Source organism: Snodgrassella sp. ESL0304 (genome assembly GCF_013344995.1).
In the GTDB taxonomy this organism is placed as follows: domain Bacteria; phylum Pseudomonadota; class Gammaproteobacteria; order Burkholderiales; family Neisseriaceae; genus Snodgrassella; species Snodgrassella alvi.
In genome coordinates, this window is sequence record NZ_JAAEDR010000004.1 from 21,660 (window position 1) to 40,123 (window position 18,464).

Annotated in this window: 18 protein-coding genes; 9 read left to right on the plus strand and 9 right to left on the minus strand. The window is 42.9% G+C overall.

Features of this window, described 5'->3' with window-relative positions; genetic code table 11:
• Positions 1-9: 9 nt before the first annotated feature.
• Positions 10-708 (minus strand): 6-phosphogluconolactonase, encoded by a 699-nt coding sequence (gene pgl, locus GYX91_RS00475; protein WP_051506363.1) that lies wholly within the window; start codon positions 706-708, stop codon positions 10-12.
• Positions 709-1,344: 636 nt separating this feature from the next.
• Here pgl and lysS point away from each other — a divergent pair.
• Positions 1,345-2,868 carry a lysine--tRNA ligase gene (lysS, locus tag GYX91_RS00480; protein WP_084550130.1) on the plus strand — a complete coding sequence of 508 codons (1,524 nt, stop codon included), beginning with the start codon at positions 1,345-1,347 and terminating at the stop codon, positions 2,866-2,868.
• Between the two features lie 70 nt (positions 2,869-2,938).
• On the opposite strand, the gene GYX91_RS00485 is transcribed toward lysS, so the two are convergent.
• Positions 2,939-3,397, minus strand: coding sequence for an FxsA family protein (locus tag GYX91_RS00485; RefSeq protein ID WP_078474390.1), 459 nt, complete (start codon positions 3,395-3,397; stop codon positions 2,939-2,941).
• A gap of 207 nt (positions 3,398-3,604) precedes the next feature.
• Between GYX91_RS00485 and GYX91_RS00490 the strand changes: the two genes are divergently transcribed.
• From GYX91_RS00490 to GYX91_RS00500, 3 genes are all read left to right on the plus strand, one after another.
• Entirely contained in the window at positions 3,605-4,342 is a 738-nt protein-coding gene (locus GYX91_RS00490; RefSeq protein WP_238791292.1) for a peptidoglycan DD-metalloendopeptidase family protein, read from the plus strand.
• A gap of 107 nt (positions 4,343-4,449) precedes the next feature.
• The gene (gene rsmA / locus GYX91_RS00495) at positions 4,450-5,235 is read left to right on the plus strand and encodes a 16S rRNA (adenine(1518)-N(6)/adenine(1519)-N(6))-dimethyltransferase RsmA (protein WP_041880532.1); all 786 of its coding nucleotides are present in this window, start codon (positions 4,450-4,452) and stop codon (positions 5,233-5,235) included.
• Between the two features lie 37 nt (positions 5,236-5,272).
• Complete coding sequence (locus GYX91_RS00500) at positions 5,273-6,001, plus strand: amino acid ABC transporter ATP-binding protein (protein ID WP_174829678.1); 729 nt, start codon at positions 5,273-5,275, stop codon at positions 5,999-6,001.
• Between the two features lie 163 nt (positions 6,002-6,164).
• Here GYX91_RS00500 and metF read toward each other — a convergent pair whose 3' ends face one another.
• The 7 genes from metF to def all read right to left on the minus strand — a co-directional run bounded on the left by metF (position 6,165) and on the right by def (position 13,856).
• Entirely contained in the window at positions 6,165-6,998 is an 834-nt protein-coding gene (gene metF / locus GYX91_RS00505) for a methylenetetrahydrofolate reductase [NAD(P)H] (RefSeq protein WP_025329799.1), read from the minus strand.
• 164 nt (positions 6,999-7,162) lie between these two features.
• Positions 7,163-8,434 (minus strand): sigma-54 dependent transcriptional regulator, encoded by a 1,272-nt coding sequence (locus tag GYX91_RS00510; RefSeq protein WP_025329800.1) that lies wholly within the window; start codon positions 8,432-8,434, stop codon positions 7,163-7,165.
• Positions 8,421-10,523 carry a PAS domain-containing sensor histidine kinase gene (locus GYX91_RS00515; protein ID WP_084550136.1) on the minus strand — a complete coding sequence of 701 codons (2,103 nt, stop codon included), beginning with the start codon at positions 10,521-10,523 and terminating at the stop codon, positions 8,421-8,423. The genes GYX91_RS00510 and GYX91_RS00515 overlap by 14 nt, the downstream gene beginning before the upstream one ends.
• A gap of 5 nt (positions 10,524-10,528) precedes the next feature.
• Positions 10,529-11,125 (minus strand): DUF4390 domain-containing protein, encoded by a 597-nt coding sequence (locus GYX91_RS00520; protein WP_174829679.1) that lies wholly within the window; start codon positions 11,123-11,125, stop codon positions 10,529-10,531.
• Positions 11,091-12,344 (minus strand): 16S rRNA (cytosine(967)-C(5))-methyltransferase RsmB, encoded by a 1,254-nt coding sequence (gene rsmB / locus GYX91_RS00525; protein ID WP_037392863.1) that lies wholly within the window; start codon positions 12,342-12,344, stop codon positions 11,091-11,093. The genes GYX91_RS00520 and rsmB overlap by 35 nt, the downstream gene beginning before the upstream one ends.
• Complete coding sequence (fmt, locus tag GYX91_RS00530; RefSeq protein WP_174829680.1) at positions 12,341-13,282, minus strand: methionyl-tRNA formyltransferase; 942 nt, start codon at positions 13,280-13,282, stop codon at positions 12,341-12,343. Before fmt ends, rsmB begins: the two co-directional genes overlap by 4 nt.
• 70 nt (positions 13,283-13,352) lie before the next feature.
• Entirely contained in the window at positions 13,353-13,856 is a 504-nt protein-coding gene (gene def / locus GYX91_RS00535) for a peptide deformylase (protein ID WP_025329805.1), read from the minus strand.
• Positions 13,857-14,017: 161 nt separating this feature from the next.
• Between def and GYX91_RS00540 the strand changes: the two genes are divergently transcribed.
• The 5 genes from GYX91_RS00540 to GYX91_RS00560 all read left to right on the plus strand — a co-directional run bounded on the left by GYX91_RS00540 (position 14,018) and on the right by GYX91_RS00560 (position 18,435).
• Positions 14,018-15,235 carry a LysM peptidoglycan-binding domain-containing protein gene (locus GYX91_RS00540; protein ID WP_084550149.1) on the plus strand — a complete coding sequence of 406 codons (1,218 nt, stop codon included), beginning with the start codon at positions 14,018-14,020 and terminating at the stop codon, positions 15,233-15,235.
• 806 nt (positions 15,236-16,041) lie between these two features.
• Entirely contained in the window at positions 16,042-16,788 is a 747-nt protein-coding gene (locus tag GYX91_RS00545; RefSeq protein ID WP_084550151.1) for an MtnX-like HAD-IB family phosphatase, read from the plus strand.
• 24 nt (positions 16,789-16,812) lie between these two features.
• Complete coding sequence (locus GYX91_RS00550; protein ID WP_084550153.1) at positions 16,813-17,634, plus strand: carboxylesterase; 822 nt, start codon at positions 16,813-16,815, stop codon at positions 17,632-17,634.
• 34 nt (positions 17,635-17,668) lie between these two features.
• Complete coding sequence (locus GYX91_RS00555; protein ID WP_037392850.1) at positions 17,669-18,025, plus strand: EamA family transporter; 357 nt, start codon at positions 17,669-17,671, stop codon at positions 18,023-18,025.
• The gene (locus GYX91_RS00560; RefSeq protein ID WP_174829681.1) at positions 18,025-18,435 is read left to right on the plus strand and encodes a multidrug efflux SMR transporter; all 411 of its coding nucleotides are present in this window, start codon (positions 18,025-18,027) and stop codon (positions 18,433-18,435) included. The genes GYX91_RS00555 and GYX91_RS00560 overlap by 1 nt, the downstream gene beginning before the upstream one ends.
• Positions 18,436-18,464 lie beyond the last annotated feature (29 nt).

Here is an 18,464-nt window from a genome sequence, read left to right on the forward strand (position 1 = left end):
GCGCATTTTTTATTGAGCCAGATAAATCTGTAATGGCAGTTTCTGTTGATGCAGAACAGCTCTGATTGGCATATCGTTACTATTGATTCCGGCCAGTGCCTGTTGTAGTACCTGTTGTTGTTTTTTGCCGGAAAGTTGCAGATATAAATGTTTACTGTTTAATATTACCGGTAAAGTCAGGGAAATACGATCATGCGGTGCAGTCAGGGGTTTCATGTCTATTACCATTCTCTCGGAGTGCATATCCAGGCCTTTGGATAAATTTTCAGCATGAGGAAAAAGCGATGCAGTATGCCCGTCGTCTCCCATACCTAATACCAGTACATCTATGGGTAAGGGTAATAGTTGCTCCAGACGTGCCTGAATTTCATCCACACCATCATATGGATTTTCAGCTACGGTTTTTAGGCTGATAAAGTGTGCTGCTTTAGCTTTATTTTGTAGTAAATGGGTATGAATCAGCCGTTCGTTGCTGTCTTCGTGGTGTTTATCAACCCAGCGCTCGTCCACGAGAGTAATATAAACTTTCTCCCATGCCAGTTGCGCTTTGCTTAGTATCTGAAACAGCTCTACCGGATTCGGACCGCCTGAAACGGCAAGAGAAGCGCAATCGCGCAGATTAATTGCATTTTGCAGGTTGGCAATAATAGCTGTAGCCAGAGCTGTATTCATCGCAATAGGTGTGTCATAAAGATGTAACTGATACATGTTCATCTCCTGAAAGATATATCTGGGTTTTATTGGTGATACAGCGATAAGGTTGTTAAATTTAATATTAAAATTATTATTCGCTGGTAATGGGTTAATGAGTTGTATTTCAATGTAATTGTTGTTAAAACAAATAATAGACTGTTGGTATTTTCGTATGCGCTAACGGATATGGCACAGGTTGACGGTTAATATTTTATTGTTATTTTTATGCTATTTTAATAAATAATCAAGAAATATATATTCAATATTGGCTGTTTATAGATTGCTACGGATAAATTTATGCTCAAGTCTGCTCTTCTGTTTAGCTGATATCAGAGATATTGCTATCATTAATTTACCCGGGCAGGTTTATGTGCTTTGGTTACAGTTTGGTAATAATTTATTTCTTTGGGATGATGTTTAAAGTTTTTGCTGCCGGATGGTGTTAAGTTATTGCTGCTGGTTGAAGAAATTTGTTATGGCAATATGGGATTGCTGTAACTGAATCAGGTGTTTTAGATGTCAAACTGGCTGTTTTGACTTAAAATAGGCGGTTATGTTTAATTTTTTATTGCCTGAATTTAATACTATGCTCAATGGTGTCAGGCGGGCAGTTGTTAGTTGATAACAATTGCATATAGTATGAGGATGCATATGAGTGAACAGCAGAATGCGCCGGTAGCTGCCGCGCAAGAAGAACAACTGGATGAAAACCAGATTATGGCACACCGCCGTGAGAAGCTGACGGCGATTCGTGCTGAGGGAATTGCTTTTCCAAATGATTTTAAGCGGGATGCTTTTGCCGGAGATTTGCATCAGCTTTATGATGAGTTTGATAAGGATGCGCTGGCAGAAAAGGCAATTCCAGTAAAGGTAGCCGGACGTATTATGCTGAAACGTCATATGGGTAAGGCCAGCTTCGCGACCATTCAGGATATGACCGGCCGTATTCAGCTGTATATCAACAATCAGGGTGTTGGTGAGCAAGTTCATGATACATTCAAGCACTGGGATCTGGGTGATATTGTGGGTGCTGAAGGTGAACTGATGAAAACCAATCACGGTGAGCTTACGGTACGGGTGTCTGGTCTGCGGTTGCTGACTAAGTCTTTGCGACCATTACCTGATAAGTTTCACGGTTTAGCTGATCAGGAGCAGAAATATCGCCAGCGCTATGTAGATTTAATTACCAATGAGCAAACGCGTGACACTTTTGTGAAACGGAGTCGGATTATTCAGGCGATACGGAATGTGATGGTAGGTGAGCGCTATCTGGAGGTGGAAACACCGATGATGCATCCGATTCCGGGCGGAGCTACAGCAAAGCCGTTTGTTACGCATCATAATGCTCTGGATATGGATTTATTTTTACGTGTGGCTCCTGAGCTTTATCTGAAACGGCTGGTTGTGGGCGGTCTGGAGCGTGTGTTTGAAATTAACCGTAATTTTCGCAATGAGGGCATGAGTACACGCCATAATCCGGAATTCACGATGATGGAATTCTATGAGGCTTATGGTGATTACCAGCGCATGATGGACATGACAGAAAAGGTAATCCGTGCTGCTGCTATTGAGGCAACAGGCAGTGCTGTGGTGAGTTATAACGGTAAGGAGGTAGATTTAAGCCAGCCGTTTGCTCGTATGACTATTGTAGAAGCAATTAAACATTTTAATCCGCAGTATACGGATGAACAGCTGACGGATGAGGCCTGGCTGAAGGCTGAAATTAAAAAACTGGGCGGAGCTTTACCTATGGCTCAGGGTCTGGGTAGTTTGCAGCTGGCTTTATTTGAGGAGTGCGCGGAAGCGCAATTATGGCAGCCTACATTTATTGTGGATTATCCGGTAGAAGTATCACCACTGGCACGTGCATCGGATACTAAACCGGGTTTAACCGAGCGTTTCGAGTTGTTTGTGGTCGGACGCGAACTGGCTAACGGCTATTCGGAATTAAATGATCCTGAAGATCAGGCTGCGCGTTTCAAAGCACAGGTAGCACAGCTGGATGCTGGTGATGATGAAGCAATGCATTACGATGCGGATTATATTCGTGCTATGGAATATGGTTTACCGCCAACCGGCGGCTGCGGTATTGGCATGGATCGTCTGATTATGCTGCTGACAGATGCTCAAACAATACGTGATGTTATTCTGTTTCCGCAAATGCGTTTAGAGTAGTCAGAATCGCCTTTCTGTAATTTAAAAGCCGCCAGATTAATTCTGTGCGGCTTTTGGTTTTGTTATTCGGTTATTTATGTGGAAGATTTGATTGTGTGCCGGAGTGAGCTGTTTGTTCGTTATCGGTTTCTACAGTGTACTCACCCTCGATAATGTCCCCCTGTTCTGGTTGTGTTGAACGGGAGAAGGATTGGGTTGTGCCGGTCAGAGGCTTGCCGCTAATAGGTAGTAATAACAAGGCAGCAAATATATCTGAGACAAATCCGGGGCTAATAAGCATGATGGAGGCGAATATGTAGCGCACTGGCCATAATAGTTGGTAAAGCGATACATTGTTACCAGTACGAATGGTAGCCATTGCAAGAAATAAGCCAGACACGCCAATATTACGCAGCATAAAAATACCGCAGGCAATTGACAGTAAGATGATAAGCAGTGTCCAGCCACCACCAATCAGATTGCTAACCAGAATAATGGAAAGGACTTCCAGTACTGCCAGTATCGGTAATGCCCAACCTATGTAACGCATGTAAGTTACCCTTTTAAGCTATAACATTTTTAACAGATGGTTGCAGGATCGAAGAATTCAATATAGCAGTTGTGAAATGGATTTCTCTGCCTGTCTGAAAAGAGGGGCTTACTAGTCAATGAGGCGGGAAAAGCTATGTTAATATCAAGCTAAGATTAACTAAACAAGCTATGCTATACAGATTCTTGTTAAGATTTTGGTAAATCAATGATACAGATATGGAAATTGAGCGGGATATTATGGCGTTCCGGTTTAAGCGTGTTGCTAGGCGGCTGTTTGTTGCTAGGTGGCTGTGCCAATAATAATCCGGCTAAAGCGCCGGTAATGAATGGCAAGGCACAAAATGGTTATTACCGGGTACAGCGCGGAGATACGTTATATCGCATTGGTTTGCGATTTAATCAGGATGTGAATACGCTTGTTCGCTGGAATCATCTGGCTAATCCTCATGCTATTGAAGTGGGGCAGTTGATTCGGGTACGTAAACCAAATTCTGTATCAGGTGGTTCTGCGGGAGTAAAACGACAGCCTGGTCGGGTTGCACCTAAACCGGATACCGGAACGACTACAACAGCTGCTCCTGATATTCGTTTGCGATGGCCGGTGCAGGGCAAAGTAATCAGTACATTTAATGGTCAGACGCAAAAGGGTATTGATATTGCCGGTAGCCGGGGTACGCCGGTTAAAGCAGCTGCAGCGGGTATCGTAGAGTATGCCGGAGAGGAACTGCGCGGATATGGCAAACTGGTACTGATTAAGCATAGTAACAGTACGATGACGGCCTATGCGTACAATGATTCCCTGAAAGTTGTTAATGGGCAGAAAGTTCAGGCCGGACAGACAATCGCAACAATGGGAGATAGCGGAACCACTGGTGTAAAACTGCATTTTGAGGTTCGGGTGAATAGTAAGGCGGTTAATCCTTTACGTTATCTGTCAAATTAGCGTCAGACTACTGAAAGCAGATGTTAACAGGTACGTTGTACTGATTAGTCTGGTAAATTGAGAATGGTGATTTTATTTTATAATTGGGCAAAATTGAAGGAAGTATTATGAAAGAACATCGTGCCCGCAAACGTTTTGGTCAGAATTTTCTGCAGGATAAAAGTATTATTCAGGATATTGTGCGTGCGGTTCGTCCTCAGCCTGAGGATACGGTAATTGAAATTGGTCCGGGTCTGGCCGCAATTACGGAACCTCTTGCAATGGCTGTCAATAAACTGCATGTGATTGAGATTGATCGTGATATTGTAGCCCGATTACGTACGCTGCCATTTGCATCAAAGCTATTAATTCATGAGGGTGATGTCCTGCAATTTGATTTTAATACTGTACCCGGTAAAAAAAAGATTGTTGGTAACTTGCCGTATAATATTTCCACGCCGTTGTTATTTCGTTTTGGTCAGTATGCTGATGATATTATAGATATGCACTTTATGCTGCAAAAAGAAGTGGTTGAACGTATGGTGGCAGTAGCAGGCAGTAATGATTACGGGCGTTTAAGTGTTATGTTGCAGTATTTTTTTGAGATGGAAAATTTACTTGATGTGCCGCCTCAGGCCTTTATACCTGCACCAAAGGTAGATTCAGCTGTGGTACGAATGATTCCGCAGTGTGGTCGCATTGGTATTGCTGAGGATTTTAATCATTTTGCTGCATTGGTCAAACAGGCTTTTCAACAGAGACGTAAAACTATTCATAATAATCTGAAAGAATCTGTAGATGATGCAGCATTGATGGCTGTAGGTATTGATCCCGGCAGTCGGCCAGAACGGGTTACGCCAGAGCTTTATGTGGCATTAAGTAATCATTTGTTGCACAATGGCGCTTCTGTCTGAATGATTAATGCAGACAGTTACAGGATGTGGGGAATACATGATTGAATTTAAGAATGTCCATAAATGGTTTAAAGATTTGCATGTTATTAATGGTGTGAATCTCACTGTTAGTCAGGGGGAGGTGGTAGTGGTATGCGGTCCTTCTGGCAGCGGTAAATCTACGCTGATTCGTACTGTAAATCAGCTGGAAAAAATCCAGCAGGGTGAAATCTGGGTTGACGGGATTAATGTTGCTGATCCGAAAGCTGATTTAAATCTGGTACGAACTGAGGTTGGTTTTGTATTTCAGCATTTTAATTTATATCCGCATCTTACAGTTCTGGAAAATATTATTTTGTCACCGATGAAGGTGAAAAAAGAAAGTCGCGCGCAGGCTGAAGCCAAAGCTAAGGAACTGCTGGCTAAAGTAGGGCTGGCGCATAAATGCGATGCTTTTCCGCAGCAGTTGTCGGGCGGTCAGCAACAGCGGGTCGCCATTGCCCGCGGTCTGGCTATGGAACCAAGAGTAATGCTGTTTGATGAGCCGACTTCTGCTCTGGATCCGGAAATGATAGGTGAAGTGCTGAAAGTTATGAAAGATCTGGCGCTTAGTGGTATGACAATGATGGTGGTCACGCATGAGATGGGTTTTGCCCGTGAAGTAGCTGATCGGGTAGTATTTATTGATCATGGTGAAATTGTTGAAGAGGCTACTCCGGAAGAATTTTTCCAGCGTCCGCAACATGAAAGAGCTCAGCAGTTTCTTAATCAGTTGTTAACTCATTAGCTATTAATTATTTTGCTGTGATTAATTTAAATTAGACAGTCATATAATTTCGCTGATAAAAAAGTAATCAGATTTTACAGCCCTTATCATTAAGACGATAAGGGCTTATTTCATTTGTATTGTATTAACAAATTTATATTTTAATTTTATTTATTATTCAGTTTTAGTAACCTAATCGCTGACATATAGTCGATACAAGTCCGGCCTGATTCAGAGTATAAAAATGCAGGCTGGGTGCTCCCTGCTGAAGCAAATGGTCGCACATTTCAGTTACTACATCCAGCCCAAGTGCTTTAATTGATGCTGTATCATCTGCATAAGACTGAAGTTTTAGGCGTAACCAGCGCGGAATCTCTGCGCCACAGGTTTCTGAAAAGCGTGCCAATTTGGAAAAGCTGGCAATAGGCATGATGCCGGGAATAATGGGAATATCTATTCCTCTGCCCTGTACTTCGTCCACAAACCAGAAATAACTGTCTGCATTGAAAAAATATTGGGTAATTGCTGAGTCGGCACCAGCCTGACATTTACGTACAAAATGATTGATATCATCTTCAGCGCTGCGTGATTGAGGGTGAAACTCCGGATAGGCAGCAATTTCAATATGAAACCAGTCACCAAACTCCTGGCGGATAAGAGCAACCAGCTCATTTGCATAGCGCAGTCCCTGATGTCCGAAGCCCACGCCTGACGGAACGTCACCACGTAAGGCTACAATATGACGGATGCCCATGTCTTTGTAGGTTTGGAGCAGGCTGATCATTTCTTCACGGCTGGCGCCAATACAGGCCAGATGAGGAGCGGCTGCTACTCCATCATTCATAATATCGGTAATTGTTTGCAATGTACCGGCTCGTGTAGTTCCACCTGCACCATAAGTACATGAAAAATATTCAGGTTGATATTGGCTTAACTGTTTGCGGGTGATGGCCAGTTTGCGCCGTCCCTCTTCAGTACGCGGCGGAAAAAATTCAAAGCTCAACTGGGTAAAACTCATGATTAAACAGTTTCTCCGTAGGTTATGGTTAGATATCTAACCATAACGTTTCAGACATGCTCAATCAATGTTTTATTGCAGATTTTCTTTGAAAAATCCGCTAAATAATATGAATAAAATTCATAATAAAATTTGCAGAGAATTTATTATCCGGTTTATCTGATTTATTTTTCAGCTTGCCGGCGCGAAAACTGAATACCAAGCTGTTTAAGTTTGCGATAAAGATGAGTTCGTTCCAGCCCTACTTTCTGAGCCACTTTACTCATGTTATGTCCTTCCTGAGCTATGTGGTATTCGAAATAGCGTCGTTCCAGATCCTCTCTCAGTTCACGCAGAGGCAGATCAAAATTGAAGCCGTTCATGGTTTCATGAGGCTGGTTATGTTTGAACTGATTCAGAATAGTACTGACAACATTAACGTCAATTTCGTTATTTTCTGCTGTGAGCATCAGGCTTTTAACAACACTGCGCAACTGTTCCAGATTACCCGGCCAGTCGTACTGACGCAATTCATTCAAGGCAGCAGTAGTGAATTTTACTGGCGGAATTTTCTGGCTTTCTGCCAGTTCGGTTGTTATTTGTTCCACCAGAAATACCATATCATCCAGCTGCGAACGCAACGGAGGAATGGCAACAATTAGTGATGACAAGGTATTAAGCAGCTTGTTATCCTGTAACGGATCGGTAATCATTTCTTTAATTGATCTGCTGCAAACGCAGATAATGCGTGCGTTGTAGCGGTCTGCTTTAGTCAGAATGAAACCGATACTTTGCTGGGTACTTTTACCATACTGGGCTATATCGCCCAGATAAAGTATGCCACCTGTGGCTTTCTGCAATAATTCAATAGGAGCGTCAACGATTTGTTCTACTTTGGAGGGTTCTACCCAGGGGGTTGAGCTTTTATGAAATGAGCGTGCTACCAGTTCAAAAGGAGAGCCCAGTTCACCGGTTAGTAATACCGGAGTACTGAATTTAGCTATACGTTCCAGTTGCTGATTTAATTCTTTAATTGCAGGGCTGTGACCGAGCTTATCCAGTGTCAGATTAGAAGCAGCCTGCATTTGCCCGTATTTTAAAGCACGGTCTACAGTACTAAGCAGTTTTTGCAGGGAAATAGGTTTTTCCAGAAAATCCAGTGCGCCAATTTTTGTGGCTTCTATGGCAGTGTCAATGCTGGCATGGCCGCTCATCATCACTACCGGCATAGTTAACTGCCCGGATTTTGCCCATTCTTTAAGTAAGGTAATCCCATCGCAGTCAGGCATCCAGATATCCAGTAATACCATCGCAGGGCGTGTTTGCTGGCGTAGTTGGCGGGCAGTATCGGCATTTTCGGCTGTGGTGACGGTATAACCTTCGTCCTGCAAGATTTCCGATAATAAATCGCGGATACCTATTTCATCATCAACAATTAAAATATCACTGCTTCGCATTTCTATTCACCTGTAATGGTAAGGTTATTTTGACACAAGCCAGTCCGTTTTTCTGATTACTGATTTGGATCCGCCCGCCGTGTTCTTCAATGATTTTTTTTACTACCGGCAATCCCAGTCCGGTACCACCGGGTTTGTCTGTTACATAAGGGTCAAATGCATGTAATAACATCTCCTGACTAAATGTTTTACCATTATTACTTACGTAGAAAAGAATATGTTCGCTATTTAATTCAGTTTGTATGCTTACTTCAGGAGAGTCAGATGCTGCAGCTGCCTCTACTGCATTTTTCAGCAGATTATGAATAACCTGACGTAAAGCTCCGCTGTCAGCGTTAACATTCATTACTATCTTACTCAAATTAACTGTAAATGTACAATTACTACCTTCATAAAGTACCAAAACCTCGCGTATTAGTTCATTTAAATCAAGGTTTGTGAATTTTAATGCCGGTGAACGGGCATAATTGCGGAATGCTTCAACCATATCTTTCATTGCTGCTACCTGACGGATAATGGTATTAGTAGCACGGCTTAAAATTTGTCTGTCCGCTTCGTTTAATTTATCACTGAGCTTCCACGCCAGCCGTTCGGCAGATAGTTGAATTGGTGTCAGCGGGTTACGGATTTCATGTGCCAGCCGCTGGGCAACCTCACCCCATGCTGCTTCTTTCTGAGCACTTACCAGAGCTGTAACATCATCAAACACCAGTACAGTACCGCCACCGCTGTCTTCGGGCAGAGGTGTGGCCTTCCCTAGTAATATCAGAGCCTCATCTTTGTGATTATAGGTAATTTGCGCCGGTTTGTTCTGATATTCTGTAGTCAGTATCTGTTGAAATACATCAGCCAGCATTGCTGTTTGCGGGCTTTGTTCTGTAAGCTGGCTGATATTTTGCCCGAGTATCGGATTCAGATTCTGGCCAAGGATGTTCTCCGCCATTTGATTAAAGGTAATCAGGCATCCTTCTGGATTGAGGGTAACTACACCAGTGGTCAGGCTATTAAGTATATATTCCAGATAATGTCTGGCCGCTTCCTGTTGTTCACGTGAATGCCGTAGCTGTATTGTCATGTGATTAAACAGACCGGTTAATTTTCCCAGCTCATCATTGCGATAAATGGTTTGTTGTACGTCCAGATCACCTTTGGCCACTGCACGGGCACCATCGGCAAGTGACAGAATAGGGGCAACAAATTGCCGGGCAAAATATAACGCTACCAACAGAGCCAGAATAATGGACAGGAGGGTAGCCATTAGTAAAGTAGCCAGAAAAAAGGTTTGCAGACTTTGTTTAGTAAAGCTCAGCTCTCCATATTTTGCCCGTGCCGCTTCAATCAGAGTTGCATCCCGTGCTACTTTGGCCGGAATTGGCTGGCGGAAAAACAGGGCTTTATCGCTATTGTGTCCGGGTAAAAGCAACCAGCCCTGTGCATAAAGAATATTATTGATACTTTCAATCTCACGGACAGAGCCTGAATTATGCAACTGCTGAATCAGATTCGGGTTAAGTTCAGGAGTGGACAGGTGCTGAGGATTATATTCGGCTTCAAGCCGTTTATTGTTTAAATTATAAATATCTAACTGACTGAACTGTCTGCTTTTGCCATTTTTCTCTAGAACGGGTACTAGTGGTTGTTCCAGACCATTGGCTGCAATCAGGGCGATCTGAATATTGGCCGCCCGGCGAACTGTGTTGTCCAGCTCATAATCCAGAGCCGATTTACTCAGGCTGATACTGCGGTTTAGTGCTTCTTCTGTATCGTTACCAAACCACGAATGAATACTGTGCGAGATAAACTGTGCAGATACTCCGAACAGAAATAAACCGGGTAATACAGCTACCAGGGTAAACATGGAAGCCAAACGCAATGCAATTTTGGAACCGAACTCCTGTCTGTGCCGGCTTTGCAGCAATTTCCACCAATAAGAACCGGCCATCAGCATCAGTGCCAGTACCAGTAGTGAAGCAAATCCAAAAGCAAACCAGAAATATTTTGAGAAAACATTAGTGTTGCCGGTAGCGACAGCCAGAACATACAGGGTCACTACACAGAGTACTGCCATGACCAGAATCAGCCGTCTCATTGTGGTCAGTCCGCGTTAATGACTAGACGATGCCAGCCGGAATCCAATTGCCAGCTATGGGAAGTGAGAGCATTAATCTGAAATGGCTTGGGTAACTGGCTGATACTCAGACTAAGGCGAACATCAGCACGCACTTCATTCGCAGAGACACCACTGAGTGTGCCATTGCTCAGGACGCGCCAGTTGGCTACAGCACCAACGGCTCTAAGTGCGGTTTCAAGGCTGTTGTATTCGGTAGAGAACGTGGAACCCATGCTGACACGGTAGCGGTTAGTCAGCGGGTGATAAGCGAGTTTGTACTGTATAAGGTTATCACCGCCAATCAGGTTATTAATCCGATTACGGTAAGAAGCGAGCGTGGGGGCTGTTAACTGATAGTTCAGATCAAAATTTAATGGTACGCCTTGAGTCAGAGCCTGTTTCAGTTGGTCGGGCAGCTGGGTATTAAAACGTGTATTGATGGAAAGCTGACCATTACTGGTAATATTAGCCTGAGCACGGGTGGTGCTTATGCCTTCGGCCAGTGCTGCAGTAATGCTCAGGCAGAGGAGACAGGCAAAAAGTAGACTAGATTTTATCGATAAGCGCGTAAAAAAAGCCATCTTGTCTGCTGTTCGGTAATAAAATACGTGAGAGACGCTCGCGGGCATCCGCATGTCGGGTTAAAAAACGGGTTACTTGTTGCTGGTTTTCTTCTGTAAAAATCGAACAGGTGGCCAGAAGCAGGCGCCCACCTGATTTTAAAGTAAGCCACAGATTATCCAGTAAAGCTTCCTGCTGTAGTGCAGTTTTTTGTCCGTCCTGAGGCTGACGTAACCATTTGATGTCAGGATGACGTTTTACTACACCTGAAGCTGTACAGGGTACATCAGCAAGAATGGCATCAAAAGTGTTGCCATCATACCATGAGTGCAGATCTTTTGCGTCGGCACAATGCAAATGAGCCTGCTGATGCAAGCGTTGCAGATTCTCCTGTACGCGCTCAAAACGCTGCGAATCTATATCCAGTGCGGTTACATCGCAGTCTGCCCATTCAAGCATATGTCCTGTTTTACCACCCGGTGCTGCACATGCATCCAGAATGCGCTCACCGGATTGCGGATTGAGCAAAGGAATGGCTTGCTGAGCCCCAAAATCCTGTACAGACACATGTCCTGAAGCGAAATCCGGTAGCTTTGATACGGCTACTGCCTGTTGCAGCATAATGCTGTGTGTATCGAGAATTCTGGCTGGTATACCGGCTGCGGCCAGTTTGGTTTGATATTGCTCAGCATCAGTATAGCGACGATTAACTCGCAATGTCATAGGCGGATGCTGAGCCATTGCTGTAACCATATTATGCCAATGCTGAGGATAATGCTTTTTAAGATAGTTTAACCACCATGCAGGCAGATTGAAACGGGCTGTATCCTGTTTAAGTGCATTGGCTAATAAGTCCTCATGCTCGCGTAGAAAGCGCCGTAACAGAGCATTAACCAGTTTCTGGTAACGACCACCGTGCAATCGGCGTGCATGATTCACAGCTTCATTCACAACGGCATGATGTGCATTGCGAGTAAAATGTAATTGGTATAAAGCAATGATAAGAAGATGGCGAATATCTGCCGGTGGTGAAGCTGTGGTCATTTGCTGTACAAGTTGTTGCAACAGACCTAAATAACGCAGGCTACCATGAGTAAGATCTTGCAAGGCAGCTCTGTCAGAGGCTGACAGTTCAGGATGTTGCTGTATTACCTGAATCAGAATTTCATTGAGATTACATCCGTTTAGGACTTCGCCGATGATATTTGCAGCTAATTGCTGGGCGCGAGCCATACTCATGCATCAGTCTCCGCTGAAGCGAGTAATGTACCCTGTTGCAAGATATTACCGGCTTGGAATGCGTTTACAGACATGGCTTTGCTACCCGCTTTCTGAATTTCTTCAATACTGATGGAGTCTTTGCCACAGGCTACAATCAGTTCATGTTCATTACTGTGTAAAACCATTCCCGGTATGCCTGTGTATGAAACTATTTTAGCGCGCCGGATTTTAAGCGGTTTATCCTGCCAGACAGTCCATGCTCCGGGTACTGGATTGAAAGCACGAATTTTTCGTACAATTTCTGCAGCAGGCCGGGCCCAGTTAATTTGTGCTTCAGCTTTGCTTAATTTATGAGCATAAGTAACGCCTGTTTCACTTTGTGGAATTGGCTGTAGCTGGTTAATTTGTTGTAAATCAGCAACAATTGCATCAGCACCCAGCTGCATTAATGCATCATGGACTTCACTCGCTGTATCGTCTGTTTTAATAGTATATTTATGACGACTGATTACTGAGCCGGTATCCAGACCGGCATCCATTTGCATGATACATACCCCGGTTTCGTGATCGCCGGCTTCAATTGCACGCTGAATCGGCGCGGCACCACGCCAGCGCGGCAACAGAGACGCATGAATATTGAGACAGCCATATCTGGGAATGTTAAGCACTGCCTGTGGCAGTAATAGCCCGTAAGCAGCTACAACCATGACATCAGCCTGCTGATTTTCCAATATTGCCTGAATTTCGGCCGTTTTTAATGTAGTTGGCTGCATTACGGTAAGACCGTGTGTCAGTGCTGCTTTTTTGACTGCGCTGGATTGTAACTTTAACCCGCGGCCGCTAGGGCGGTCTGGCTGGGTTAGTACCAGAGGTACGTTAAAACCGGCTGCAACAATAGCATTGAGTGCAGCCGCAGCAAAATCAGGGGTTCCGGCGAAAATAACAGAAGGCTTCATGCAATAAATCCACAACAGGCATAACAGCTATCGCTATGCCAATAAAAAATTCTGACAACAGGAGGTTTTGTTACATTCTTTCGCGTGCGCGTTTTTTAAGCTTAGTTTTGATACGGTTTTGTTTCAGTGGCGACAGATATTCGACAAATACCTTGCCGGCAAGGTGATCCAGTTCATGCTGAATACAGATGGCCAGTAATCCGTCTGCTTCCAGTGTAAATTTTTCACCATGTTCATCATAAGCTTCAACGGTAATGCGCTCAGAGCGGTGCACCATCTCGTAAATACCGGGAACAGATAAACAGCCTTCTTCGTACTCGGTATCACCTTCTCTGTAAGTAATAACCGGATTAATAAATACACGCAGCTGATTACGTTCTTCAGACAGATCCATTACTACTACACGTTCATGCACATCAACCTGAGTTGCCGCCAGTCCGATACCGCGTGCCTGATACATAGTTTCCGCCATATCCTGTACCAGCGTGCGAATTCTGTCATCAAATTTTGTAACAGGTTGCGCAACAGTATGTAAACGCTCATCAGGATATTGTAAAATGTTTAAGAGAGCCATTATGTGTTTAATTCCTTGTTCAATCAATCTGACCTGAGTACATGATGGCAATATGGATTTTTTAAAGATTGTTGATATGGATTCAGGTAAACTGATACTAATATCCATACTATGTCATATCACAATCATTTAAAATAGCAAACTCCCTAAGGATACCTTACATGCATAAACATATTATAACTCTGCTGTGTGCACTAAGTATGGCAATATCTGCACCGGTAATGGCCAAATTAAAATTACGTCCGGATGCACCGGCACAATATGTAGTGAAAAGTGGTGATACTTTGTGGAGCATATCCGGTAAGTATCTTTACAGCCCCTGGCAATGGCCGCAACTGTGGGGTTCTAACCGGGATCAGATTCGGAATCCGCAAAAAATTTATCCGGGACAGGTTTTAAGTCTGCGCTATGTTAACGGGCAGCCGCGTCTGGGTTTTGATAACAGCGGAGGTATTCCAACCATTAAACTGCAGCCACAAATACGTAATCTGTCTTCTGGTTATGGCATCAGTACCATAGATGTCGATTTTTTCCGTATGTTTATGCAGCATCCGCAAGTAATTAGTAAAGAACAAACCAGAGAGGCACCACGTCTGATTGCCGGACCGGATAACCGGGTTATTTATTCTACAGGTGACCGTATCTATGCGGATCGTCAGTTAGAGCCTGGTCGCTATCTGATTTACCGTATAGAACAGAATATTACTGATCCTGATACCCATAAATATCTGGGACAGCTGGTACGTTTTAGTGGTGAAGCAGCAACGCTGGCCGGACAGAACACTGCTCTGGCTGAACGCAGTCCAAAGGATGCAGCCAGCTTGCCCGAAGATGAGTATTATACCCGTAAGACATCACTGATTAAGGTTCCTACGCGTACAGCTCAGCCAATGGTTATTACCAATTCAGCGTCAGAAATTAATAAGGGTGATTATCTGTTAAAAATTACAGATGAGCATGATCCGTTCCAAATGATGCCTCATGCGCCCACTACTCAGATTAAAGGTAAAATTGTTTCTGTAATGGACGGTATTCAGGAAGCAGGTCCTTACCAGACAATTACTTTGAATTTAGGTACTAATGACGGAGTTGATAAAGGTACCGTAGTTAGCCTGTATAAAAAAAGTCGCCAGCTTAAGGCTGATTTATCTAATGAGCCTAAGAAATCACGCAGTGTGGTTAAATATCTGAGTATTCCGGCAGAGGAAGTTGGCCTGGCACTGATTTATCGGGTAAGTGATAATTTGTCTTCAGCTCTTATTATTAATGCATCTCAAGCTGTGCAGATAGGAGATTTAGTAATGAACCCGGGTCATGATCTGGATGATGTTACACAGGACTCAACTTACCTAATCAATTCATTCAAAGAAATTCACTAATTGAAACAGCGAATAATATATTGGTAAAAAATGTATTGCTGATGAAATGAATGGAATAAAAGTGCGGATATATCCGCACTTTTATTTTATATAGTTTTATCTATTGCTCTTTATAAGCATAGATATCAAAATTCTCTGCTACTAAAAATAGCAGTTATGCTTATTATCCGATAATTATCAGAATAATAAATATCGGATAAACAATTATTTGTTTCTGAATCGTCTTTGCTGAGAATCCGTTCTGATTATTTTATGCCATTTGAATTAAGTAAATTATCTATATAATTTAAATTATTGTGAAAAAATAACAATTATTAGCTTACTTCTTTCCAATATTGATATTGCATTAAGGATACTTAAATCCAGTCAGTTTAATTTCTGGCAGAAATGTTTTAAAATAGAACAATTATTCGGTTAAAATATCTAGACATATCAGCTATCTGTATAGATTAGTTCTGTTGTGGACAGATTTGGCGGCTTGGTATAGCAGACAGGTAATCTGAGTTTCAGCGAAGTATAAGATACATTTCTGACATGTATTTTCGTTTATTTTATATTAAACTGAAATTAGTGTTCAAAGTGAACGGGTATTATTCTATTGATAGAATATATATTTAGTACCCTTAATCTCCGATCTATCAGCCATATTTAGTCAATTATCATGTTAGGGTAATTGGCTAAAATTTAGTGAAATTATTTACGTTTAGCCTTTACACACTAAGATATTCAAGCATCTTGCGTTATCTTTCATTTTCCTTGTTACAATGCCAGCCTGTTTTCATTTGTAATTTTTTATATGGAACAATATGAGTTGTTTCTTCCCCGTTGCGGAAAGCCCGCAAAATCATCAGTCACTTTTTTATGCTAACGATTTGAGTCAGTATACAGTATTGTGTGACTTTGACGGAACCATCAGTGAAAAAGATGTTACTGATACCTTACTGAATCATTTTGGTAATGAGAAATGTGCCTTATTGGAGCAGCAGTGGCAGGAAGGTATTATTGGTTCGCGGGAATGCATGCATCAGCAGATTGCTAATATACAGGCCAGTAAGGCTGAGTTGGACAGTGTGCTGGCACAAATTAAAATTGATCCTGCTTTTAGTGAGTTTATCAGCTTTGCACAAAGCAGAAATTTAAATGTACATATTGTCAGTGATGGACTGGACTATGCCATTCAGTCCATCCTTAAGCGGTATAATCTGAACTTTTTACCGGTTTTTGCCAATCGCTTATTGCATAATCAACAGCAAGACTGGGCACTGGATTTTCCTTATGCCAATGATCGCTGCCTTAAAGCCAGTGGTAATTGTAAATGTCAGCACCGCCGGAAACTGACTGGTTTTCAAAAGATTTTTTATGTTGGTGATGGTACATCGGATTTTTGTGTGGCAGATAAAGTAGATATGGTATTTGCCAAAGATAAATTAATTGATTTTTGTCAGCAACAGCGGATTGCGTATTATCCAATCAAGAATTTTGGCGATGTTACTGCCATTTTGCCTGAGTTGCTTAAAGCTCCGACCGAGAATAGCTGCCTGATTCCAGCATAAGGCATTAATACCTGATTTATAATTATGATTCAAGATTCTTCCTATTTTTTACCCGGTAATCGCAATGGTGTTCTGCTGGTACATGGTCTTACCGGTACCCCCAATGAAATGCGTATTCTGGCCAAAGGGCTGCATCAGGCAGGTTTTACTGTCTATGCCATGCAGTTGGCTGGTCATTGCGGTGATGAAGCTGATTTATGTCAGACTACCTGGCGTGACTGGTATGCCAGTGTGCAGGAGGCTGCACAATTTCTAAAGCAAAAAGTTGATTGTCTGTTTGTAGCAGGATTATCAATGGGTGCGCTGCTAGCATTGAAACTGGCGGCCGATCAGCCTGAGCTGGTACGGGGTGTAGGTGTCTATGGCGTAACATTCAGTTACGATGGCTGGTCCATTCCATTCTGGGCAAAACAATCTTTTGTGCTATTACCGTTTTTTAAAAAATTTCATTTATTTCAGAAAACCTCATTTATAGAGAAACCACCGTATGGGCTGAAAGATGAACGTATTCGTGCAACTGTTGCTGCCAGCATGTTCAGTGGCGATAGTGCCAGTGCCGGTCTGGCCGGTAATCCGTTTCCGGCGCTGGCAGAAATGCAGGCACTGGCCAAAATAGTGCGGCGACAATTGCCACAGGTTACAGCTCCCTGTCTGATTATGCATTCCGGTCATGATGATATTGCCAATATCAAAACTAATGCGCGTCTGGTAGAAAAGTATGTCAGCGGAGTAACAAAATTTATCGTTCTGGATGACAGCTATCACCTGATTACCATTGATCGCCAGCGGCGCGAAGTAATCAATGAATCAGTTGCCTTTTTCGAGCATATAGCGCAAACAGCGTAAGTGAATATCTATCTCGCAGCAAAGGAAATATTATATGACGATGCTTGTATTCATTTTATGGTTTGCCAATATCTGTTTTGATACGCTCGGGCAAATAGCATTTAAATATGCAGCCATTGCGCCAGATAACCGCAATGGCTGGTATTACTGGATTGATCTGTTCAGTAATTACTGGTTGTGGATTGGGATTGGTTCCTATGTCGCTGAATTTTTGCTTTGGCTGGCATTTTTAAGTCAGGTACCATTGTCACAGGGTATTTTACTTGGCTCAATTAACATTATCGTGCTGATGCTGGTAGGACGGGTTTTGTTTCAGGAAAAGCTTACCCGTTTCCGGTTAGCCGGTATGTTTTGTATTACCATCGGAGTAGTACTGGTAGGAGCGTCATAATGCGTAAATTTTATATAGTTGGTTTTGCGCTCTTATTATTGTTTGATACATTGGGGCAGAGTAGTTTTAAATTAACTGCTATTCATGCGCAGCCACTTGCTGCGGATTGGGACTGGATTTCCCGCGTATTTACTCAGCCGTGGGTATATATTGCCATTGCCGGTTATATTGGCGCTTTTTTTACTTGGATGATGTTGTTGAAAAAAGCACCAGTTGGTCCGGCATTTGCTGCATCGCATCTGGAAGTGGTTACAGTAATGCTGGTTTCAGCTTTTCTGTTTCATGAGCACATCACAAACATTCGTATCCTCGGCGCGATATTTATTGTGGCTGGTATTATCTTTTTAGCACTGGCTGAAAAAGAGATCATGGAAACCGAGAAACATAGTAAAGATGATGAGCCGTGTTAACTTTTCCGGTTCAGAAGATTAGTATTATA